Consider the following 20,863-nt stretch of genomic DNA (forward strand, 5'->3'; position numbering starts at 1 on the left):
TGCAGATAGGGTTGCTGACCTATCAGTCAAGCATCCACGGCAAGATCATGCTGATTGACGTCACGGGGTTCTGAGCTGCGCGTGGCCAAGTAGAGCCCGACAAGGCCCACTGCTGTGCTGTCCATGATGCGTACTGCGTTGGCCAGCTCTGCATCGCTGCAGCAGAAGTTGCCGCACCAGTAGGCCCGCGAGAGTGGGCTATCCATGTCGATATGCTCGTCCATGGCTGCCATGCTCCCGCAGCTTGGTCGTCGTGGATATCAGCGGCTGGATCGGTGTTCTGTAGGCGCTTGCGACGACTGGGTCAGGTATTCCCACGCTCCACTGAGCGGGTAGTCAAAGATGAAGTGGCGTCGGCGTCGTTCATCGCCTCACCGTTTTCCCGAGTCAGGCACCTGCAGCAAATCGGTGATATCCACTCCCAATACTAGAGCTAGCCGCTCTAGGCCATCTATCGAGATGTTAGTAACGCAACGCTCAAGCTGAGACACGTATGTACGATGAAACTCGGCAACCTCGGCCAACTGTTCTTGGCTCAGCCCCTTAGCCTTGCGTAGGTGACGGATATTTGTCGCCACGCGTTCGCGGGCGCTTGGTAGTGATGGACGGGCGGACTTGGACGACATGCGTCCAGCCTGACCATCTACCGGGTTGCCTTCTACAGAGTATAACTCTACTGCTAATAACCAAGCAGTTCCCTCGTAGTGTGCTGATGATTCGCGGCACTGCCTTACGCAAGAAGGCTGAAGCCTTGCGCACTAAATTTGTGCCGGTGGATCGCAGTTTTCCCCCGTGACTGATGCGCTCCCTGAAGCTACTAGGGGCGCGATTTCTCTACTTCGGGGGCTGCATCAGGGACAGGGCATCCACTCCAAGGGCTTTCGCGAACCCCTCCAAGCGCTCGACAGAGATGTTGGTGACGCGGCGCTCGATCTGCGACACGTACGTGGGGTGGCACGGCACCAACTCACTGAGTTCCGCTTGGGTCAGGTCCATGGCTTTGCGGCGGTTGCGAACGTTCACAGCGATGTGGCCGAGAGGGCTCGACAGCGGTGCAGGCTTGCGCTTGGGCTTGGACTGGGAGGGCATGTGCCCAGCCTGTCCGTCTACCGCCTTGAATTCTACAGATTATTACTCTACTCTTTATAACTCTACATGTGTGCAGTGCCCGCGGTGCTGCTCAGTAGAGGCCGTGTCCGTAGATAGGCCGGCAAGCAAAGAGGGCTAACCCAGGGGAAAACAAAGGACGCAACATGAAGCCAAGCACGCTACGCAACGCCATTTCCATCGTTTTGCTCGCCGTCGCCGCCGGCTCGACCGGCCTGGCGCTGGCCCAGGAGACCACGATAGACACAACTAGGCCGGGCCGAACCGCGACGACCGCTTCGCAGGTAGAAACCGCCTTCGATCTGCCTGCGGGCAAGCTTGCCGCGGCTCTCAATGCGTTCGGTATGCAAAGCGGCCTGCAGATGGACTATCTACCCGAACTGGTTGCGGGCCGGCAGGCGAGGGCGGTTCTCGGCTACATGACCTGGCGCGAAGCGCTGACCCAGCTGCTTGAGGAGTCGGGCCTGGAATACGAAGTGCTCGACAGCCGGACTGTGGCCATCCGGCACGCGGTGGGGCAGGCGAGCGCGGCAGGCTCCACGGTCACTACATCAAGCGCAACACATCCGGCACCCGCCGCCACGAACTTGGAAAGCGTACAGGTCACGGGAACGCGCATTCGCGGCGGCAGTACGCCATCGCCTGTCATCACGATCGGCAGCGAGCAGATCCAGCAGGAAGGTTTCGCGGATCTCGGCGAGGTCATTCGCAGCGTGCCGCAGAACTTTTCCGGGGGACAGAATCCTGGAGTCGCGAAAGGCGCAGGGGGAGGTGGGCCAAGCAATCAAAACATCACCGGCGGCTCGGGCATGAATCTACGCGGGCTGGGGCCGGATGCGACCTTGACCTTGCTCAATGGTCGTCGCATGTCCTACGGTGGGTTTTCCCAGGCGGTGGACATCAGCGCCATTCCTGTGGAGGCGGTGGAGCGCCTGGAGGTCGTGCCGGATGGCGCTTCGGCCATCTACGGCTCGGATGCGGTGGGCGGCGTGGCCAATGTGATCCTCAAGCCCGACTTCGATGGGGTGACCGTGGGCGCGCGCTATGGCGGAGCCACCGAGGGTGGGCTGATCACGCGTGAGTACACGGCGACTGCCGGCACCACCTGGGCTACGGGCGGCTTGATCGCGGCGGGGAACAAAACCTCCAACGATCCGATCTACTCCGACCAGCGTGACTACACCCAATCGATGTACCGGCCTTCGACGCTGTGGCAGGGCAACGATCTGCGCAGCGGCTTGTTCAGCTTGCATCAGTCGTTGGGGGACGCTGCGGAACTGCATCTGGATGCGCTCAGGAACGAGCGGGACATCACGACATCGTCGGCATACCCCAGCGTTTACTACCCCTACAACGTCGAGACGAAGACCACCCTGCTGGCGCCCAGTCTCGAAATATGGCTGCCGGGCGACTGGACGCTCACGCTCAGCGGGGCCGTGGGAAAGGAGAGGAGTTCTATTTCTCAACCGACGGTAAGCAGAACAGACGGGGCGGTGACTGCTGGCGGCGTCGCGTACGGGAACAAAAGCCGGACCTACGAGATCGGCGCGGAAGGGCTGTTGTTCACACTGCCCGGCGGTGAAGCGAGGCTGGCCACGGGTGCAGGCTACCGGTACAACGACTTTCTGTACTCGATCACCAGCCGCGGCACGGTCGGCGCCAGTGGCGATCAGAGCAGCCGCTTTGCCTATGCCGAGTTGAGCGTGCCGTTAATCGGGCCGGAGCAGGGCATCGGCGGAGTTGAGCTACTTGCGCTGACAGGCGCGGTCCGCACCGAAGATGGCGATTACGGAAGGGTGACCTCGCCCAAGTTTGGTCTGATCTATGCGCCCAGTGCCGATTTCTCGTTGAAAGCCTCATGGGGCAAGTCGTTCAAGGAGCCCACACTTGATCAGCTCTCTCTCGCCCAAGTCGCCATCTACTACCCGGCGGCGACATTTGGCCCCGGTTACCCCACGGGTGCCGCGGTGTTGTGGCTGTCGGGCGGCAACGCGGACCTGCGTCCCGAGCGGGCCCGGACATGGAGTGCCTCGCTGGCATTTCATCCGGAGGCCCTAACCGGCCTTGAGGCGGAGCTGACCTGGTTCGATATCGACTACACCGACCGTGTTCTGCAACCGCTCACTGATTTCAACGTGCTAGGCAATCCGGTCTACGCGGATTTTGTCGATTACGATCCAACCGAGGCAGCGCAGGCGACGGCGCTTGCAAACGTAAACATCAGCAACTTCTTCAACTTTGTTGGTGCACCTTATGACGCCAGCAAGGTCGTGGCGATCCTCGATGGCCGGTATGTCAATGCAGCCCGGCAACGGATCAAGGGGATCGACCTGTCAGGGTCGTACCAATTCGACCTGAGCTCAGGGCGGTTGATGGTCCGGGGCTCGACCAGTTGGTTGGCCAGTACACAATCTCTGACGGTGGCGCAGAGCCCTTACGACTTGGCTGGCACATTGGCCCATCCGGCCAAAATCAAAAGCCGAATCGGGGCGATGTGGCAGCAGGGCGGATTCACCGCTTCGCTGTTTGGAAACTACACGAGCGGGGTGACCAATACTGCGGATGGTAGGAAGGGCGCCTCGTTTACCACTTTCGACGCCACGCTGCGCTACGACACCGGCGCGCGCGAGGATGCATGGTCGAATTTGGCGTTGGAGTTGTCGGCCCAGAACCTGCTCAATCGCGCGCCGCCGTTGTACGCCGCCACCTCGGTGAACTACGCCAACGGCTACGCGCCCTACGATTCGACCAACTACTCGGCGGTGGGGCGCCTCCTGAGCCTGTCGTTGTCCAAGCATTGGTGACGGCAATGAGGATCTTGCCAATTATCGTGCTTATGAGCGGGCTCTCGTATGTCGCCCATGCCCAGACGGTTGAACCTCGCGACCTGCTGGAGGTGGCCGACTTCAGTGGTCCTGTCGTATCCCCGGATGGAAAGCAGGTGGCGTTTCGGGTCGAGCAGGCTTCGGTCGAACGCAACACCTACGATGCGTTCTGGTATGTGCAGGATGTCGACGGGGTGTCGCTTCCCCACCGGATCGCGGACGGTGGCGTGGTCCTGCGTGACTCTGCAGGAATTCCTCTGCCAGCTACTGTCGTGTGGTCTCCGGATGGGCGCTGGATCTATTACCGCGCCATGGTCGACGGAAAGATCGATGTGTGGCGCGCGGCGGCGAACGGTTCGGGCGTGGAACCCGTAACGCACGACACGGCGGACGTGCGCGATTTCGTCTTGGGCAAGGGCGGCCGTGTCCTCAGGTACAGCGTCGGCGCCGCTCGCGAGGAGGTGCGGTCGGCGGAGCGTGCCGAGTACGACCAAGGCATTCACATCGACGCTTCCGTACCGATAGGCCAGCCGCTATTTCGCTCCGGTTTCGTAGGGGGGCGTATGGCGACGCAGCGTTACGGCAAAGTTTGGTTCGACCGTGTTCCGTTGCTGGCCGATGTTCCGGATCACTGGAAAGCAGTGTATCTGCAGAAGCAGGTAACGCGGGACTTGGATGCTGCCGAAGCCAGTGGTGTTGGTGACGAATCCAATGCAGACAGGCGGTATCCCGAGGCCTGGCTCCTGTCGCGCTCACCAGGAGATGACCGTGTAGCCATCTTGACCCGAATTGGCAAAAGGAACGGCTTGCGTGACAAGCCGGATGTCAAGTTGTCTGCGACATTGCCCGAAGGGCCGCAAGAGATCGTATGCAAGGTCGCGGCATGCACTGGAAAGGCAATCACCTCGATCCAATGGCGCCCCCACAGCGATGAGGTACTGTTTACCGTAACGGATCCGTTGGAAGGATGGGCGCAATCCATCTATCGCTGGAATGTCAGGGCCGGGGCTGTGCTACTGGTGGCGCATTCGTCGGGTCTGCTCAATGGTGGACGGGATCCGTCCAGTAAATGCGGGGCCTCCCATACCGCGATGGTATGTGTGAGCGCGACAGCCAGTCAGCCACCGCGCCTGGAACGGATCGATCTGAAGACGGGAATTCGTCGGGTGCTCTTTGAACCCAATACGGCACTCGCGCAGGCGATGGCGAAATCCAGTTCGGTAAGGTTGCTGCGCTGGAAGGATGCGAAAGGCCAGCTGTTAACGGGACAGTTTTATCCAGCGAAAAGCGATTCTGGAGCCAAGCCTCCGCTGTTCGTGAATTACTATCGGTGCACGGGATTCGTGCGTGGTGGCTTCGGCGATGAATGGCCCTTCGCAAGCCTGGCGGCGCACGGAATATCTGCACTCTGCATCAATGCCGCACCTTATCTTCTCGATCCTGTCGATCGCTACAACGAAGGACTAGCGGCCGTCGAAAGCGCGGTCACGCTGTTGTCGGCAAATGGCGAGATTGATTGCGCCAAAGTTGGGATGGGTGGATTGAGCTTCGGAAGTGAAGTCACGATGTGGGTCGCAATGAAGTCGCGACTTCTGGCGGCTGCCTCAATCAGTTCTGTGTCGATGTCGCCCAACTACTATCTGCTTGGATCCATCAAAGGGGCCCCGTTTGCGAGCGGATTGAAAGAGTTCTGGGGACTTGGTTCGCCTGAAAAAACACCGGCGCGCTGGCATGTGCTTTCCCCGGCGTACAACCTGGACAGAATATCTGCTCCGATCCTCTTTCAGATGCCCGAGCAGGAATATATGCAGGCGACCGACTACGTCATCCCCATGATCAGGAAGAACATGGCGGACCTTTACGCATTCCCCAACGAGCCGCACCAGAAATTTCAACCCAAACACAAGCTCGCGGCTTACATGCGTAACCTGGAATGGTTTCGCTTCTGGTTGCAGAGGTATGAAGTTGGTGATCCTTCCAAGGCTGACCAGTACGCGCGTTGGCGTGCACTGCGAAGGCGCCCAACGCCCGCACGGTCCTCGGCTCCCGACTGCAAGGGTTAGGGCTAGGTACTAGGCATGCTTCCGGGTCCAGTTCTCGATCATGCACAGGGCGAAGATACGCATGAAGGAACGATCGCCAGAGGACAGTGGCTTGTCCAGGGACAGGTTCAGCTTGTGCGGATCCAACAGGCCTCGGGACTGGAGACGGCCATCCAGCAGGAATCGGCGGATGGTCTCTTTATTTCTGCGGTATATACCGGCGTTGTAGTTCATGAAGGTGCCCTTGCTCCGCCGCTCCAGCACGTCTTTCGGAAGCTGTGCGGCGAATGCGGATCGGGCGACGGCCCGGTTCTGACCGCCGGATATCCACATCCAGGAGGGAATGCGAAGGCAAGCCTCCATCACGGGTTGAGAGAGCAGTGGCATGCGTACTCTTCGGTGACCCGCTCGAAGTGTGGCATCCGCAAACATCTGGTTGCCGGCGAGGTCGAAGATCCGTTCCCGATCGCCGGGAAGAGCATGGGTTGGCGCATCGAACCATGGGTGCAGTTCCAGAGGAAGAGCCACGTCAGTCTGTGCCAGCAATGAATAGTCCGGTTTGCAGGCCGGCTTGGGGCGCAGGTACAGCTTCCTTAGCGTCAGCCGTGTGGCCTTTGCCACCGTACATCCATGAAGCCTGGACAGATCGACGACGGCTTGGCATCCCGCGGCCACACCACGTTCCCGAAAGGCGTCGGCGGCTGGAGCGGCGGATGTCAGATAACAGAAGATCGTGTCGCCACCGCTGCCGGAGAAATGGCTGCGAACATCCTGGAAGCCTGCCTCTTTGTCCATGGCGCGGGCAATGGCTCGGCCCAGCATCCAGACTGCAGGCCTCAATGAGTGGCTCGGCAGCGGAAAATCGATGTCTGCCTCATTGAGGTCGAGTCGCCGTTTCAGGAGCTCGACGCCGAGATGCTCCGCGATCTGACTCGCATATCGGCGTTCGTCGGCACCGGGCACTGGTGTGATTGCGGTGCAACAGGTGATCCGTGCTCGCGTCCCCGCAAGACAGGCACCGACGATCGACGAATCCACGCCACCCGAGAGTTCAAGTAGCAGCGATCGGTCGGTTCCAGCCATGGCCTGAACCGCCATGGTTATGACTTCTCTAAGCCCTTTTGCCGACGCCACGGGGTCGCTACGCCGCTGGGTAGGGGCGACGAAGGTCCAAGGGGACCAAGCCAGCGCGGCGTGCGTTGTCTCGCCATCGAGTGCAAGCATGCAGCCGGGGAGCAGTTCGTGGACGCCGGCAAGGCCGGTACGGGAGATTTTCACGTGCGGATAGACCAGGCAGTGCTGCACGAAATCCCAGTCGATCCGGTCACGATGCAGGCCAAGGCTTGATGCGATTGCCAAGTCGGAGGTGATGAATCCGTTGCAGGCCTGCAGCGAATAGGCGCATGCCATACCACCGGATGGGTCCCGCATAAGGGTGATGCTATCGGTACCCTCGTCGGCAGGCTGGAATAGCAGGTACTCGCCCCAATAGCGATCGAGAAGATATTGTCGAAGTGCCGACTGCGTCGGCAGATGTCGAAGGCCCGCCAGATCTTTGACCGGCCTGCCGTCCTCGTCATATAGGTCGCCGAGAAGTATGCCGCCCCTAGGTAAACGCAAGGTCGGAGTCTCTTTGGGCGCAAATAGTGCCACGCAACCTACGTGGCCACGGAGTTCCATGCCCAGGGTCCGCAACGGATCTGCGAGCGACCATCCGGAGTTTTTCGGGTTGCCGGCAAAGTTGCCAGACAAGGCGACGTAGCGGTAGCACATCAGATCACCCGGATTGGGACATGGGCCTGGGCCGTTCCCACGGTTTCGTTCAATACCAGCGAGCCGTGTTGCACCCAGGCATGGGCGGAGAACGGATCGCTGGCCACTCCCATGATGAGGTGGGCATGTAGGCCGCGCTTGGCGAGGAACCTGACCATCGACAATGAGTCGATCAGGCAGCACATTTCGATGGGTACGTAGGGGCGCACAAGATTGAAGGCGGTCGCAGCTTCCGACAAACGCTGCCGGAATTTGGCTTGGTCGTGGACAAGCGGCGATACTCTGCTATGGCGGTAGTCGCTTAGGGCTTGGAGAACGGTCTTCAGGCGCCGTATTTTCAGTTGCCAACGCATCATGGCAACCATAAGAAAGACGTCTCGCACCACATCGAAAGAAATCCGTCTATCGGGATAGGGCGTTTCAATCGCGCTTTCGCTAGGGAGGGCAACGCCTGTTGCAGACCCGTCGTACGGTGCCGCCGTGGTTAGCGAGATGAGGTTGTGTTTGACCAGCCTACTGATGTCGACGCCCGCATCATCAGGGGCTTTCAGGTAGCTGAGAAGGCTGCGCTCGAGCGCTCTAGACAGCTGGAAGTATTGGTCGTTCTGTATGTCTAGGAAGAACAACCGACCATCCAGCTCACAGAACGATATGTCCGTATTCAGATGCTGAATCATCGTGGCTTCCCCTGCAGGAGGGGCGCGCCTTTCAGCGCGCCCCTGGGGGTCAGTCTTCGGAAATGCCCGGAATAACGGGGAAGCCGTTCGCCTCGCTTTGGCCAGTACCGCCCTTCGTTTCGACGCTGGCGACGCCGAGCACGATGACCTCTTCCGGCGTGTCGTTACGGATGTTCTCGTTCGTGTTCATTTCGATCTCCTACGTTCGCGTCATGGCTGTCCCATGACGCAGTCAGCGTAGGAGTCAGAAATTTTGATTTTCAAATGATTTTTGCGCTGTCATCCGGTGATTATTCCGGAAGCATGACGGTCGCCTTGTTATGCCGGGCCCTGCTTCGACGCCTCTTCGACTGGCGGCATAGCCGCACATTCGCACACCACTGAACTTGATCGCCCGAACCAACCGCTCGTGATCGACTCGCTGGTGCTGATCAGCTTCGGGCTGCGCTGTACGTGAGGCTCCTCGGCGTTGGTTCCGGAGCATTCACCCACTCATCGCCACCCATGCAGTGAAGCAAGCAGGAGACGTGTAAGGAAATGCCCTTTCCTTTTGTAGGTGAATTCCTATCCACTCGGATAGACTCTCATTTTTAACCCACTGCCCAAGAGCACAATCATGGCCATTAATCTCGACACGCTGTCTCCTGCCGAACTCAAGGCACTCATCGCCAATGCCCAATCGCAGATGCAGGCTGCTCACGCCAATCACGTCAAAGAGGTACGGGAAAAAATCGAGCGTTTGCTGAAAAGCAGCGGCCTCACCCTGGCCGACGTGTATCCGGCACGTAGCGGCAAAGGCGCCAAGGGGCCGAAGTCGGTAGTAGCCCCCAAGTATCGCAACCCTGCGAACGCTGCCCAGACATGGTCGGGTCGTGGCAAGCGGCCGCTGTGGTTCGTGCAGGCCTTGAAGAAGCGCGGTACCACCGCCGAGAGCCTCCTGATCGATGGCGCACCCAAGGCGGCTCCGGCGAAGGCCGTCAAGAAGGGCGCAGCCAGGAAAGTTGCAAAGACCGCTGCCAAGAAAGCGGCCTGAGGCCTGGGCGAGCCACGTTCCGCGGCGCAGATGAAAATCTGCGCCCGGAATGCGGACATCTTTCCAGACCCCGAAAAGCGGCTGTTTGAGGCCCGGTTGTCGGCAGGGCAACGCCGAAGCCGGCAACCGTTGTGGTCGCGCAAAGCGGACCCGCTGGCAGGGGACATCGGCGAGGTCTAGTGAAGGTAATCGCTGCCGTCGCTCAGCAAGGCCACGATGCACGGCACGAGTCGCTTGCGGCATTCGTGATAGTCGTGCAGTGCGGACTTCAGGGCCGGCATGTCGCGGGCCTGCCAGTGCCGGTTCAATTCCGAAAACTCTTCGAAGCCGTTCTTGAGCAATCCTTGCGCGGCCCGGCGTATCGGCGCCAGCCGGTCGTTGGCCTGCTTCACGGCATGATGCAGGGACCCGTTGGCTGTCGCGCGGGCGATCGCGTCGAACAGTTGCCACGTCAGCTTGACCAGGTCGTCGCCAGCGGACGCAGGCTCCAGCTGCTCCATCTTCCGGGCTGCCGGTGCTGCGTCGATGTCGCATGCCATCAGCAACAGGCGTTCCATCCAGTCGTAGAGATCGCGCATGGCGACTTCGTTGAGCAACGGGACGTGCAGTCCGCTGCGGGCATGATCGACCAGCAGGGCTTCGCCGACCAGCCGGTAGAGGGCGAATCGAACGGGCGTGGGGCTGGTGTTGAACTCCGCGGCGACCGTGGCCGGATCGATCCGCTGCCCGGGCGCGTAGCGCCCCGACCGCAGGGCGCATTTGACTTGTCCGTACACGAATACGCTCTTGGAGTGGGTAGCATCCATAGCTGAACTCCCTGTCTGCGGATGCCTCCCGGGCGGGGTGGTACGAGGATCTGGCGTCACGCAAAGGATCGGATCTGCGGCCCGTCCCGGTGGTTGTTTCGAGCTGCCCCTTTATGACTGTCTGTGAAATGGCACGCTTACACGTCACCGTGTGTGATATGCATCACAGAACATGAGAACTCCATGACGCTCCTTGTGCGCTGGCCATACGGCCAAGCTGTGTTTCATGCCAGTCACCGTCCTGGTTAGGGCCGCGCCAGCGGCCCTTGTTGCTTGCCAAGCACTCGTCGGTCATCGCGAAAAGGTGCCAAGGACAATTTCTGCGCGAAAAGATGTCAGCTATGCGTCTCGCAACCGACGCTGGCGACCTTCGCGATCCGATGCTTCAGGCCTTGCGCTCCGGAGTTTTTTGCCGGCGCACAAGGGCTGCCGTGATGGCGCGTAGGCCACAGGCCCGGACGCAAGGTACAACCTTTGCGTTCGTCCAAGCGCGGGGGGTAAGGATGTTGGCGTGCGGGGGCGGTATGGCGGTCGGGCGCCGGCTTGCCCATGGCCGGACTGATCCGGCCTCCTGCGAAAGGACTAGACTGGCCTTGGTAAACGTTCCCGCCCCAGGGCGTGGAGGGTTTCGGCATGGTGACCTGGGCGTACGCGGCACTCCTGGCATGGTCTGTTGCCATGCCTGCGCCGGCCACGTCGGTTGCGCCGGTCCCCTCGGTTGCGCCGGTCGCGCCGGCCGTGTCGCCGATGCCGCGCCCGGAGCAGGTCATGGCGGTGCCGCCGGAGTTGCGTGCGCTGCTGCAGCAACAGGTCATCGATGCCAGCGGTTCCGGAAGGTCGCGACTGGAACGGCTGGTGGGCTTCCTGTTCCAGAAGTCGGGCCTGGGCATGGAGTATTCGGCCGACGCCACGTTGACCGTCGAACAGGCCTACCGCACACGCAAGGCCAACTGCCTGACCTTCACCCTGCTGACCGTGGCGCTGGCGCACGAGTCCGGCTTGCGGGCCTACGGGCAGGAGCTTGACGACGTCGTGGCCTGGCGCGTGGGCAACGACATCGTCTACCGGTTCAACCACGTCAACGCGGGCATCACCATCGGTCGCTCGCGCCTCACGGTGGACGTGGCGCGGGATCTGGTGATGTCGCGCAAACCACCCGAGCCGATTTCCGACCAGCACCTGCTGGCGCTCTACTACAACAACCGCGCCGCCGAGCTGCTTGCCGCTGCCTCGCCAGCGGCGGCCGCTCCGTACATGGCCATGGCGTTGCAGCTGGCCCCGCGCTATGCCAGCGCCTGGGCCAATGCCGGCGTGTTGCGCCTGCGCGAGGGCGATCCGCGAGGGGCCGAACGCGATTACCTGAAGGCGCTGGCGCTCGACCCGGCGAACGCGGGTGCGCTGATGAACCTGGTGGCGCTGTACCGGAACAACGGCGACGAGGCGCGCCGCGCCATCTATGCGCGGCGTCTCGAGAAGGTCCAGGTGAAAGATCCGTACTTCCAGTTCCTGCAGGCCGAGGACAATGAGCGGCAGGGCGATTACGCGGGTGCCGTGCAGCACTACCGGCGGGCCATCCGCCTTTATGACGGCGACTCGCGTTTCTACGTCGGACTGGCCCGCGCTTACCGGCAACTGGGCGAGGAGCGCCACGCACGGCGAGCCATGAACCGTGCCGCCGCGCTCAGCCGCAGCAGCGCCGCGGGCAGGAACTAGGGTCGAGCCAAAGTCGGAGTGTGCCTTTCGGGCGGGCCAGGCGGGTTGGAGAAGCTGGCCGGATCGGCGCCCCGTTCGTCTTCAGTAGAAGCGGATGCCCGGCCTGAGAACGAACTGGAAGATCAGCAGCAACCCCAGGGCCGCGGCGCACAGGTAGGCGAGCGACGGGGCGGCCGAGGTTCCGTTGGCCCTCGCTTCGCGCACGCGCCAGGCTCCCGCCTGGATCCAGGGGACGCCGGCAAGCAGCACCAGCAAGGGCACGACGAGGACCTCGAGCAGTTCGCGCGGAATGCGGAACGGGATGACCAGCGCCGTTGCGAGCAGCGCCGGCAGCGTGATGACGCGGAACACGAAACGCGTGCGGGAGCCGGGGCCCTCGATGTGCTCGCGTACAGGGGCGAGTTCGATCGCCGGACGCCGCAGTTGCAACGCGATGACCGGCATCAGGCCCAGGACGAGCAGGCCCGCGCCGATGCGCGCGGTTTCGCCGAAGTGCAGGTAGCTCATCGCCATGCCGACGTCGCTGCCCGGGCTCAGCGACCCGATGACGACCTGCGGCAGCGCCATGAAGCAGCCGCAGTACGCCATCCAGTACAGGAACAACCGGATGCCGTCCGATCGTTCCCGCGGCCGGCCGAGCAGCCACAGGCAGAACAGGCCGACGGACAGGGTCGCCAGCGCGCCGGTGCCCTGGAACAGGCCGGCAAGCGGATTCGTGCCTTCCCAGCTGTGGTTGTTGTGGTACAGGGTGGGGCGCAGGCCCGGCGTGAGTGCCTTGGGGAGCACCAGGAGCAGTTCCTGGATGAAGAACGTCAGGTTGAACGCGAGCACATAGAGCAGCGTCGACGCCGCCGTGAGCCGCCAGCTTCCGGCGGTGGCGGCATGGTCGCCATGTGCGCGGCGAGCGGATACGACGCCGGCCATCCCCAACGCCAGTGGAGCCGCAACGATCGTCAGCGCCGAGGCGGCGAGGATCAGTATCGGTCCGGCAGTCATGATCCGCGGTCTCCCGAAATGCCAGGGGACATTCTGTCGGTGCATGCCCGCACGGTCGATATGCCGTCGGTCACGTGGAGTCCCCGCAACGGGAAAGCCGCCGACCTGCCTTGCGGGCCGGACGTATACTGATCCCCGCTGCTCCGCCGCCGCGACAGGCGGCCTGTTCCGCTACGGGAGATCCGCCATGAAATCTTCCCTGTTCCGCCTGCTGTGCCTCGCCTGCCTGACCCTTGTTTCGGTGAGCGCATGGGCGGTGACGCCACCGGACAACGTCAGCGTTCGCTACAAGGATCCCCAGCACTTCACCGAGGCCAAGCGCAGTTTCGGCTTGCACCTGACCCAACCCGACGCCTACCTGGAGCCGCTCAGGACCTACATCGCCCAGCGCGCCTCGCGCGTGCTGGCGCCCGGCCAGCGGCTGGACATCGAGGTGACCGACGTGGATCGCGCCGGCGAATACGAGCGCTGGCGGGGGCCCGACTTCGACGACGTGCGCATCATCAAGGACGTCTATCCGCCGCGCATCGACCTGAACTTCACCTTGTACGGCGCCGACGGCAAGGTGCTGCGCCAGGGCAGCCGCAAATTGCGTGACGCGGCGTTTCTCAGCCGCGGTTCGCCGGTGGATCAGGATTCGCTGCGCTACGAGAAATCCCTGATCGATCTCTGGCTGCGCAAGGGTGCCGGGGAGCTTTGAGGGGGCATCGCTGGGCGGCAACTGTTGCCGCCGTTGATCGTCGAGTGATCACGGCTCACGGCGGGAAGTGATCGCCACCCCCGCCAGCAGGGATTTCGTGACCGGTGTCTTGCCTGCCACGTCGAGCAGGCGGGCCCATTGCTCGTCGCTGAGGGGGTTCGACGTCGCAAGCACGCGCCGGATGCTTGTTCCCGTGTCCTCGCTTTTTGAAAGCTCCAGGTCGACGTGGATCTCTCCCACGTCCCAGCCCTTCTTTTCGGCGTACATCTGCAGGGTCATCGCCGTGCACGCCCCCAGGCTCGCCAGCAGGTAGTCGTAGGGCGCGGGGCCGGCATCCTGGCCGCCGTGCAATGCGGGTTCGTCGGCAACCAGGTCGTGCCTGCCGGTGGTGATGACCGTTCGATAATGCGTGGAAGTGGACTTCGCGCTTGCGCTGGAAATTGGTTTCGGGTGCATAAGGATTCCTCCATGTCAGGGTGCGAACCGGGTCAGAGCCCCCTGCTCGTCCGCTGGAATACTACGGCCCCTGGGGCGCGTCGTGCTGCCCGGCTTCAACTGCAAGTTGCAGCCCGCAAGGTGCCACATCGCGGCGCCTTGTCTCGCCTGATGTGACGCCGTTCGCGCTGCTTCACCCATCGGCGGGCCTGTGCCGCAGTAGCATGTGTGCCGGGGGAGTGGACATCGGCGCAGTCCGCGTGCCTCGGCGGAAATCACGCGCGTGTAAAGTGTCAGGCGAATGCTCCAGACAGTCGAGGCTCCCCATGGTCCGTAGCGGATGGTTGTGGTTGATGTGCGTCGTGCTGGCCACGGTCGACGGCGGCGGCGCCGCGCAGGCAGCCGACGCGCAAGCGGCGAAAGACGCCCGGTCTTCGGCGGCGCCATCCTTCAGCGAGCGCGTGCCGGAACCGACGCACTATGCGGACTGGCCGGCGATCGAGAGCCGATTGCCGGCCGATCCCGCGCTCGAAGCACGCGTGCGAAAGATTGTGGCGAGCATGAGTCTCGCCCAGAAAATCGGTCAGATGACGCAGGCCGAGATCAAGTCGATCACGCCGGCCCAGGTGACGAAATACCACATCGGCTCGGTGCTCAATGGCGGCGGCTCCTGGCCCGGTGGGAACAAGCACGCCGGGATCGGGGATTGGCTGGCGCTGTCCGACCGCTACTACGATGCGTCGATGGCGACCGACGCGGCGATCAAGGTGCCGATCATCTGGGGCATCGACGCCGTGCATGGGGACAACAATGTGTTCGGGGCCACGATGTTCCCGCACAACATCGGCCTGGGTGCGGCGCACGACCCGGCCTTGATCGAAGCCATCGGCGCGGCGACCGCCAGGGCGGTACGCGCCACCGGCGTCGAATGGGTGTTCGCGCCGACCCTCGCCGTTGCGCAGAACGCCCGCTGGGGCCGCACCTACGAAAGTTTTTCCACCGAGGGTCCGCTGGTGCGCGCGTATGCGCGCGCCTACGTGACCGGGCTGCAGGGCGGCTTCGGCGACCACAACGTGATGGCGACCGCCAAGCATTTCATCGGCGACGGCGCGACGCACAACGGCACGGACCAGGGCGACGCCAGGGTCAGCCAGAACGACATGATCAACGTGCACGGCGCGGGTTACTTCGGCGCGCTCGAGGCCGGCGTGCAGAGCGTGATGGCGTCCTACAGCAGCTGGAACGATGTGGCCGCCGGCGTCGACTACGGAAAAATGTCGGGTGCGCGCGCCTTGTTGACGGGTGCGCTGAAGGACAAGATGGGCTTCCAGGGCTTTGTCGTTTCCGACTGGAATGCCATCGGCCAGTTGCCGGGATGCACCAATGCCAGTTGCCCGCAGGCGATCAATGCCGGCATCGACATGGTGATGGTGCCCGATGACTGGCAGGCCTTCATCGCGAACACCACCCGCCAGGTCGAGAACGGCGAGATCCCGATGGCGCGCATCGACGACGCCGTCAGCCGGATCGTTCGCGCCAAGTTGCGCATGGGCCTGTTCGGCAAGCGGCCGTCGCAACGGGCAGGCGCCGGCGACGCCGGATCATTGCAGAGCCGCGAGCTGGCGCGGCGTGCCGTTCGCGAATCGCTGGTCCTGTTGAAGAACAATCACGGCGTGCTGCCCTTGAAGCCGGGGTCGAAGATCCTGGTCGTGGGAAAGAGCGCCGACAGCCTGTCCAACCAGACCGGCGGCTGGTCGCTGACCTGGCAGGGCACGGGCAACGGCAATGCCGACTTCCCCCACGGCGAAACGATCCTGGCCGGGCTGCGCCAGGCGGCCGGTCCGGCGAACGTCACCTACAGCGAAACGGCACAGGGCGTGGATCTCACGCCCTTCGACGCCATCATTGCGGTGATCGGCGAGACGCCGTACGCGGAGACCATGGGCGACATCATGCCGTCGGCCACGCTGCGGCACAGCGACCGCTACCCGGAGGACCTGGCCGTCTTGCAAACCGTGGCCAAGGGCCACAAGCCCGTCGTTACCGTGTTGGTGGCGGGGCGCCCGCTCTACGTCAACAATCTGCTCAATCTCTCCGACGCGTTCGTGGCCGCCTGGCTGCCCGGGACCGAAGGCGAGGGCGTGGCGGACGTGCTGTTCTCAGGCCATTCCGGCGCGGGTGCCTACGACTTCAGCGGAACACTCGCCATGCCGTGGCCGGGCGTACCTTGTCCCGACGCGGGCGACAGCGGGATCAAGGCGACCCGCTGGCTGTTCGCGCCCGGCTACGGGCTGCATTATTCCGGCAAGCATGAGATGGCCACGCTGCCCACCTATCCCGCCGTCGACGCGTGCGCCGGAGCGTCGGTGCTGTCGGTGTTTCACACGCTTGCCGTGCCGCCGTTCTCGCTCTACCTGGCCGATGAGAACCCGGAGCATCCCGCGCACGACATCGGTTCCGATCTGAACGCCGTCACCGAGTGGCCGGCCGGCCATCCGGTGCTGCGCCTGCGCACGGTCCAGGTCAACACCCAGCAGGACGCCAAGTCCGTCACCTGGCTCGGCGCCGGCCGGTTCTTCGCGCGGAGCGCCCAGCCAAGGAGCCTGATGCCGCTGGTGTCCGCCCACGCCGCCTTGCAGTTCGACGTGGTGATCGCCACGCCCGCCAAAGGGCCGGTGAAGGTGTACATGGGGTGTGGCGACCGCTGCACGGGGAGTGTCGATCTTGCGCACACCTTCGCCACCTACGCGAACGGCGCCCGCCACACCGTATCGATTCCGCTGGAGTGCTTCGTCAAGAGCGGCGCCGACCTATCGCGCGTCGACGTGCCGTTCGGCGTGCTGGCAGCGCCGCCGTTTTCCGCCGCGTTTGCCGACGTGAAAATCGTCGCGGGCACGAGGGATGGACGTACCGACTTGCCATGCGCAAGCCTGGATGCTCCGTGAGCGTGGGGTTGTCGCAACTGAACCGCACCGTGGGCGATGGGCTTAGTGCGCACCATGGATGAGCACAAAGGCGTTCCCGGCTGGATGGCCATTGCTTGCATCGCCCTGATCAGCCTGCTCGCGCTGGTGGCCCTTTATGCGTCGCGCCGCGAGCCTTCCACGGTAAGGGCCGAAGTTACCGTGACGCCGCATCCGGCAGCGGCCCCGATCAGGCTGTGGTTGAGCACGGCGGATCGCCGGCTGCGCCTGGCGCGGCAGCCCGACATCGAGAAGAGTGCCGGCGAGTCGCTGCCCACCGACGTGGTCATCGACATCGGCAAGAAATACCAATCCATCGTCGGCTTCGGGGCAGCGTTGACGGACTCGTCGGCGTGGTTGCTTCAGAACAAGCTGAACGAGGGGCAGCGCGATGCATTGTTGCGCGAACTGTTCGGTCCACCGCCCGGCCTCAATCTGAACATGGCGCGCCTGACCATCGGCGCCTCGGATTTTTCGCTGCAGCACTACACCCTGGACGATCTTCCCGCCGGCGAGGTCGATCCGCAGTTGCTGCATTTCAACGTCGCCTCCAATCTGCGCGACGTGATACCGACCGTGCGCGAGGTCCTGTCCGTCAACCCGCAGCTGCGCATCATCGCGTCGCCATGGAGCGCCCCGGCGTGGATGAAGACCAGCGCGAACCTGATCGGCGGGGAGCTGCTGCCGCAGTTCGAAAGCGCGTACGCGGACTATCTCGTCAAGTACCTCGACACCTACCGCGGGTACGGCATCCCCATCTTCGCCCTGACCTTGCAGAACGAGCCGGGCTTCGTGCCGGTGACCTACCCGGGCATGGAAGTGCCCGCGGCCACGCGGGCGCGCATCATCGCGCAGTATCTCGGCCCGGCGCTGGCAAGCCGCAAGCCGAGAACACGCATTCTCGGCTGGGACCACAACTGGGATGCGCCGGAACAACCCCTGGGCGTGCTGGCCGATCCCGATGCGGCGCGCTATGTCGACGGCATTGCCTGGCACTGCTACAGCGGCACCCCGTCTGCGCAGAGCGATGTGCATCGCGCGTATCCCGGGAAGGATGCCTACATCACCGAGTGCTCGGGCGGCGACTGGGAGTCCGCGCGAAACGGCGAGCTGATGTGGTTCGCGCGCGACCTGCTGCTTGCCGGGCTCAGGCATTGGGCGCGCGGTGTCGTGTACTGGAACCTGGTGCTCGACGAGCAGCACGGCCCGCATCTCGGCGGGTGCGACCTCTGCAAGGGCGTGGTCACGATCGACTCGCGCACGGGCGAGGTGAGCCGCAACGACGAGTATTACGCGTTCGCGCATTTCAGCCGGTTTGTCCTGCCCGGTGCGGTCCGCGTGGGGTCCGGCGAAACCGACAAGGAGATCAACAATGTGGCCTTCCAGAACGCTTCCGGCGGATCGGTCGTCCTGGTGATGGTAAACAGCCATGTTGATGCGCGCCGTGTCACCGTGACGCAGGAGCAGACCCGTTTCCAGTACACGTTGCCGCCGCAGAGCGTGGCGACTTTCGTGTGGGACCCGGATCAGGCCGGCGAACCCGCGGATGCGACAGGCTTGCCGCCGGTCGGGAAGACGCCCGGCGCCCCGGCCACGAGCGGCACCATCGGCGAGCGCAAGCTGGTGGAGTGATGCCGTGTTTCGGCACGCACCTTGTCCATCGACGGAGCGCACGATGCGCCCGACTTTCCGTTGGCCCCGCAACGTCGTGGCCATGGCGATGTTCTTTGCGGCAGCGTCTCGCTTCGGCGCGCCGTGGCGGTTGGCGTTTCAGTCCGGTGTTAAAGTCGCAGGCATCGATGTCCATGCAGAGCGAGTGACGTGATGACTGACGCCCCCTATCCGATCGGCACGCCCGGACGTCCCTGGGGGACGGGGGAAATCGCTGCCTGGCGGTCACGACAGGCCGTGCGGCGCAGCTACGAAACGGAAGTGCTGGGCGTGATCGAGACCCTGCGCTCGCGCTTCGACGTCTCGGAGTACGGCCGGCTCGATTACGCGCCCGACAGCTACCCGCTGTTTGCGATCAAGAGCCGCGACTGGCGCGACGAGCTTCCCTGTGTGCTGGTGACCGGCGGCGTGCATGGCTACGAGACCAGTGGCGTGCACGGGGCGCTGCAGTTCGCCGACCGGCATGCGGCGGACTATGCGGGGCGGGTCAACCTGCTCGTGGCGCCGTGCGTCAGCCCGTGGGGCTACGAGCGCATCCACCGCTGGAACCCGGACGCGCTCGATCCGAACCGCTCGTTCCGCGACGACAGCCCGGCGCCGGAATCGGCGGCGCTGATGCGCCTGGTCGCGCCGCTGCGCGACCGCGTGCTGGCGCACATCGACCTGCACGAAACCACCGATACCGACGAGTCCGAATTCCGCCCGGCGCTGGCCGCCCGCGACGGCAAGGCGTATGAGCCGGGGGAGATTCCCGACGGCTTCTACCTGGTCGACGACAGCGAGCATCCGCAGCCGGCGTTCCAGCGCGCGATCATCGCGGCGGTGGCGAAGGTCACCCACATCGCGCCGGCCGATGCGAAGGGCGAGATCATCGGTTCGCCGACGGTCGCGCCGGGCGTCATCGAGTACGCGCTGAAGCGGCTCGGCCTTTGCGCCGGCATCACCAGCGCGCCGTACAGGACCACCACCGAGGTCTATCCGGACAGCCCGCGGGCGACGCCGGAGCAATGCAACGCTGCGCAGGCGGCGGCGGTCTGCGCGGCGATCGACTTCGCGCTGGCGCACCCTGCGGGGGTGGCGGCCGGGCGCTGATTCGGCAGCACATGCCGGCGTCAGCAGCCTGGTCTCAGGCTGGCCGCAACTCGCCGCGGCGACGCCAGAACACCACCGCCACCACGATGCCCACCAGCGGCAGCATGAAGCCGAACTCGTCGATCGCGTAAGGGGTGATGCGGCCGTGCGGGCCGGTGATCGGCGTGAGCCAGGTCTGGATGAACAGGTTGTGGCTGGCGTGCAGGATCGCAGCCGGCCACAGGCTGCCGGAGCGCAGGCGCAACCAGGCAAAGGCGAAGCTCAACGCCATCACCATGACCGCGAAGCACGGGATCGAGAACCACCACGGGGTACCGGCGTTGTAGTCGGCGAACAGCAGGATCGGCAGATGCCAGACCGCCCATATCGCCCCGGTGAAAAGCGTGCCGCGCGTGAAGCCAAAGGCACGCGTCGCCTCCTCGGTCAGGAAGCCCCGCCAGCCGATCTCCTCGCCCAGTCCGGAGGACACGCTGCGCACCATGCCCACCGTTCCCAGCAGGAGCAGCGAGCCGCCGGCGATCAGCCAGGCCGGCGCGGCCGGCCAACCGAGGCTTTTGGCCATGCGTTCGAAAAACGCGGGGTTGCCGAACTCGCCCATGCCGCCAAGCCAGATGACGACGTAGGCCGTGCCCGCGTAGGCAACCGGCAGCAGGTAGGCCATCCAGATCCAGCGCCAGCGGCCCCAGCTCCAGCCCAGCTCGGCCAGCGGCTTGCCGGTCAGCCGGCAGGCCAGCAGCGCGGCCGTGCCCGGGCTCCACATCAGGCCGGTCACGTACAAGCCCATGCCGCCGCCGACATGGCCGCCGCCGATGATCAGTGCGTAGAACACCGCGCTGAGGGCGAAGGTGAGCAACAGGAAGATGCCGATTCTCGACTGCGGACGATCGATCGCCATGATGCCGGCCCCTGGGGATGCGTCGGCGTAGATAACGCCAAAGCGGTGCCGGCCGCAAGCGCCGCACCCGCGTCCGTGTCGTCCGGCATGATGCAGCGGCCGCCAACGCGGCTAATCTACGGGCCTGGTCCAGAG

The 20,863-nt window shown here is 63.8% G+C and carries 18 protein-coding genes; 8 read left to right on the forward strand and 10 right to left on the reverse strand.

Annotated features, from left to right (window positions below; translation table 11 throughout):
- Window positions 1-26: 26 nt before the first annotated feature.
- From KK131_RS16830 to KK131_RS16840, 3 genes are all read right to left on the reverse strand, one after another.
- Window positions 27-224 carry a DUF3606 domain-containing protein gene (locus KK131_RS16830; protein WP_214557946.1) on the reverse strand — a complete coding sequence of 66 codons (198 nt, stop codon included), beginning with the start codon at window positions 222-224 and terminating at the stop codon, window positions 27-29.
- A 147-nt stretch (window positions 225-371) separates the two neighbouring features.
- Window positions 372-626 carry a helix-turn-helix transcriptional regulator gene (locus KK131_RS16835; protein ID WP_214557947.1) on the reverse strand — a complete coding sequence of 85 codons (255 nt, stop codon included), beginning with the start codon at window positions 624-626 and terminating at the stop codon, window positions 372-374.
- 208 nt (window positions 627-834) lie between these two features.
- A complete protein-coding gene (locus tag KK131_RS16840) occupies window positions 835-1,089 on the reverse strand; it encodes a helix-turn-helix transcriptional regulator (RefSeq protein ID WP_214557948.1) in 255 nt (84 codons plus the stop codon).
- A 164-nt stretch (window positions 1,090-1,253) separates the two neighbouring features.
- Between KK131_RS16840 and KK131_RS16845 the strand changes: the two genes are divergently transcribed.
- A complete protein-coding gene (locus KK131_RS16845) occupies window positions 1,254-3,911 on the forward strand; it encodes a TonB-dependent receptor (RefSeq protein WP_214557949.1) in 2,658 nt (885 codons plus the stop codon).
- Window positions 3,912-3,925: 14 nt separating this feature from the next.
- On the forward strand, window positions 3,926-5,995 hold the full coding sequence (locus KK131_RS16850) for an Atxe2 family lasso peptide isopeptidase (RefSeq protein ID WP_250887383.1): 2,070 nt from the start codon (window positions 3,926-3,928) through the stop codon (window positions 5,993-5,995).
- Between the two features lie 9 nt (window positions 5,996-6,004).
- Here KK131_RS16850 and KK131_RS16855 read toward each other — a convergent pair whose 3' ends face one another.
- From KK131_RS16855 to KK131_RS16865, 3 genes are read right to left on the reverse strand one after another with little or no spacing between them, the layout of a single operon-like run.
- Window positions 6,005-7,747 (reverse strand): asparagine synthase-related protein, encoded by a 1,743-nt coding sequence (locus KK131_RS16855; protein WP_214557956.1) that lies wholly within the window; start codon window positions 7,745-7,747, stop codon window positions 6,005-6,007.
- On the reverse strand, window positions 7,747-8,424 hold the full coding sequence (locus KK131_RS16860; protein WP_214557959.1) for a lasso peptide biosynthesis B2 protein: 678 nt from the start codon (window positions 8,422-8,424) through the stop codon (window positions 7,747-7,749). The genes KK131_RS16855 and KK131_RS16860 overlap by 1 nt, the downstream gene beginning before the upstream one ends.
- A 49-nt stretch (window positions 8,425-8,473) precedes the next feature.
- Complete coding sequence (locus tag KK131_RS16865) at window positions 8,474-8,614, reverse strand: benenodin family lasso peptide (protein WP_214557960.1); 141 nt, start codon at window positions 8,612-8,614, stop codon at window positions 8,474-8,476.
- A gap of 426 nt (window positions 8,615-9,040) precedes the next feature.
- On the opposite strand from KK131_RS16865, the gene KK131_RS16870 reads away from it, so the two are divergent.
- Entirely contained in the window at window positions 9,041-9,457 is a 417-nt protein-coding gene (locus tag KK131_RS16870) for an H-NS histone family protein (protein WP_214557962.1), read from the forward strand.
- 176 nt (window positions 9,458-9,633) lie between these two features.
- On the opposite strand, the gene KK131_RS16875 is transcribed toward KK131_RS16870, so the two are convergent.
- Window positions 9,634-10,263: a GntR family transcriptional regulator gene (locus tag KK131_RS16875; RefSeq protein WP_214558140.1), complete on the reverse strand. Its 630-nt coding sequence runs from the start codon at window positions 10,261-10,263 to the stop codon at window positions 9,634-9,636.
- Between the two features lie 768 nt (window positions 10,264-11,031).
- On the opposite strand from KK131_RS16875, the gene KK131_RS16880 reads away from it, so the two are divergent.
- On the forward strand, window positions 11,032-11,976 hold the full coding sequence (locus tag KK131_RS16880; RefSeq protein WP_250887382.1) for a tetratricopeptide repeat protein: 945 nt from the start codon (window positions 11,032-11,034) through the stop codon (window positions 11,974-11,976).
- A gap of 81 nt (window positions 11,977-12,057) precedes the next feature.
- Here the strand turns inward: KK131_RS16880 and KK131_RS16885 are convergent, their stop codons facing one another.
- Window positions 12,058-12,972: a hypothetical protein gene (locus tag KK131_RS16885; protein ID WP_214557966.1), complete on the reverse strand. Its 915-nt coding sequence runs from the start codon at window positions 12,970-12,972 to the stop codon at window positions 12,058-12,060.
- Between the two features lie 187 nt (window positions 12,973-13,159).
- Between KK131_RS16885 and KK131_RS16890 the strand changes: the two genes are divergently transcribed.
- Window positions 13,160-13,672, forward strand: coding sequence for a DUF3016 domain-containing protein (locus KK131_RS16890; protein WP_214557968.1), 513 nt, complete (start codon window positions 13,160-13,162; stop codon window positions 13,670-13,672).
- A gap of 48 nt (window positions 13,673-13,720) precedes the next feature.
- Here the strand turns inward: KK131_RS16890 and KK131_RS16895 are convergent, their stop codons facing one another.
- The gene (locus KK131_RS16895; RefSeq protein ID WP_214557970.1) at window positions 13,721-14,128 is read right to left on the reverse strand and encodes an OsmC family protein; all 408 of its coding nucleotides are present in this window, start codon (window positions 14,126-14,128) and stop codon (window positions 13,721-13,723) included.
- A gap of 152 nt (window positions 14,129-14,280) precedes the next feature.
- Between KK131_RS16895 and KK131_RS16900 the strand changes: the two genes are divergently transcribed.
- The 3 genes from KK131_RS16900 to KK131_RS16910 all read left to right on the forward strand — a co-directional run bounded on the left by KK131_RS16900 (window position 14,281) and on the right by KK131_RS16910 (window position 19,833).
- A complete protein-coding gene (locus tag KK131_RS16900) occupies window positions 14,281-17,052 on the forward strand; it encodes a glycoside hydrolase family 3 N-terminal domain-containing protein (protein ID WP_345777274.1) in 2,772 nt (923 codons plus the stop codon).
- A gap of 54 nt (window positions 17,053-17,106) precedes the next feature.
- A complete protein-coding gene (locus KK131_RS16905) occupies window positions 17,107-18,702 on the forward strand; it encodes a glycoside hydrolase family 30 beta sandwich domain-containing protein (protein ID WP_214558142.1) in 1,596 nt (531 codons plus the stop codon).
- Window positions 18,703-18,894: 192 nt separating this feature from the next.
- On the forward strand, window positions 18,895-19,833 hold the full coding sequence (locus KK131_RS16910; protein ID WP_214557972.1) for a M14 family metallocarboxypeptidase: 939 nt from the start codon (window positions 18,895-18,897) through the stop codon (window positions 19,831-19,833).
- A gap of 34 nt (window positions 19,834-19,867) precedes the next feature.
- On the opposite strand, the gene KK131_RS16915 is transcribed toward KK131_RS16910, so the two are convergent.
- Window positions 19,868-20,728, reverse strand: coding sequence for a CPBP family intramembrane glutamic endopeptidase (locus KK131_RS16915; RefSeq protein ID WP_214557973.1), 861 nt, complete (start codon window positions 20,726-20,728; stop codon window positions 19,868-19,870).
- Window positions 20,729-20,863: the final 135 nt, after the last annotated feature.

Origin of the sequence: Rhodanobacter sp. LX-99, assembly GCF_018599185.1 — a bacterium.
Classification (GTDB): Bacteria; Pseudomonadota; Gammaproteobacteria; order Xanthomonadales; family Rhodanobacteraceae; genus Rhodanobacter.

Excerpts from the sequence above, each read along its gene's own strand:
- KK131_RS16910 (WP_214557972.1), top strand. The coding sequence starts at position 18,895 with ATGACTGACGCCCCCTATCCGATCGGCACGCCCGGACGTCCCTGGGGG.
- KK131_RS16905 (WP_214558142.1), top strand. The coding sequence starts at position 17,107 with ATGGATGAGCACAAAGGCGTTCCCGGCTGGATGGCCATTGCTTGCATC.
- KK131_RS16890 (WP_214557968.1), top strand. The coding sequence starts at position 13,160 with ATGAAATCTTCCCTGTTCCGCCTGCTGTGCCTCGCCTGCCTGACCCTT.
- KK131_RS16830 (WP_214557946.1), bottom strand. The coding sequence starts at position 224 with ATGGACGAGCATATCGACATGGATAGCCCACTCTCGCGGGCCTACTGG.
- KK131_RS16895 (WP_214557970.1), bottom strand. The coding sequence starts at position 14,128 with ATGCACCCGAAACCAATTTCCAGCGCAAGCGCGAAGTCCACTTCCACG.
- KK131_RS16915 (WP_214557973.1), bottom strand. The coding sequence starts at position 20,728 with ATGGCGATCGATCGTCCGCAGTCGAGAATCGGCATCTTCCTGTTGCTC.
- KK131_RS16880 (WP_250887382.1), top strand. The coding sequence starts at position 11,032 with ATGGCGGTGCCGCCGGAGTTGCGTGCGCTGCTGCAGCAACAGGTCATC.
- KK131_RS16855 (WP_214557956.1), bottom strand. The coding sequence starts at position 7,747 with ATGTGCTACCGCTACGTCGCCTTGTCTGGCAACTTTGCCGGCAACCCG.
- KK131_RS16860 (WP_214557959.1), bottom strand. The coding sequence starts at position 8,424 with ATGATTCAGCATCTGAATACGGACATATCGTTCTGTGAGCTGGATGGT.
- KK131_RS16870 (WP_214557962.1), top strand. The coding sequence starts at position 9,041 with ATGGCCATTAATCTCGACACGCTGTCTCCTGCCGAACTCAAGGCACTC.
- KK131_RS16875 (WP_214558140.1), bottom strand. The coding sequence starts at position 10,263 with ATGGATGCTACCCACTCCAAGAGCGTATTCGTGTACGGACAAGTCAAA.
- KK131_RS16840 (WP_214557948.1), bottom strand. The coding sequence starts at position 1,089 with ATGCCCTCCCAGTCCAAGCCCAAGCGCAAGCCTGCACCGCTGTCGAGC.
- KK131_RS16845 (WP_214557949.1), top strand. The coding sequence starts at position 1,254 with ATGAAGCCAAGCACGCTACGCAACGCCATTTCCATCGTTTTGCTCGCC.
- KK131_RS16835 (WP_214557947.1), bottom strand. The coding sequence starts at position 626 with ATGTCGTCCAAGTCCGCCCGTCCATCACTACCAAGCGCCCGCGAACGC.
- KK131_RS16865 (WP_214557960.1), bottom strand. The coding sequence starts at position 8,614 with ATGAACACGAACGAGAACATCCGTAACGACACGCCGGAAGAGGTCATC.
- KK131_RS16885 (WP_214557966.1), bottom strand. The coding sequence starts at position 12,972 with ATGACTGCCGGACCGATACTGATCCTCGCCGCCTCGGCGCTGACGATC.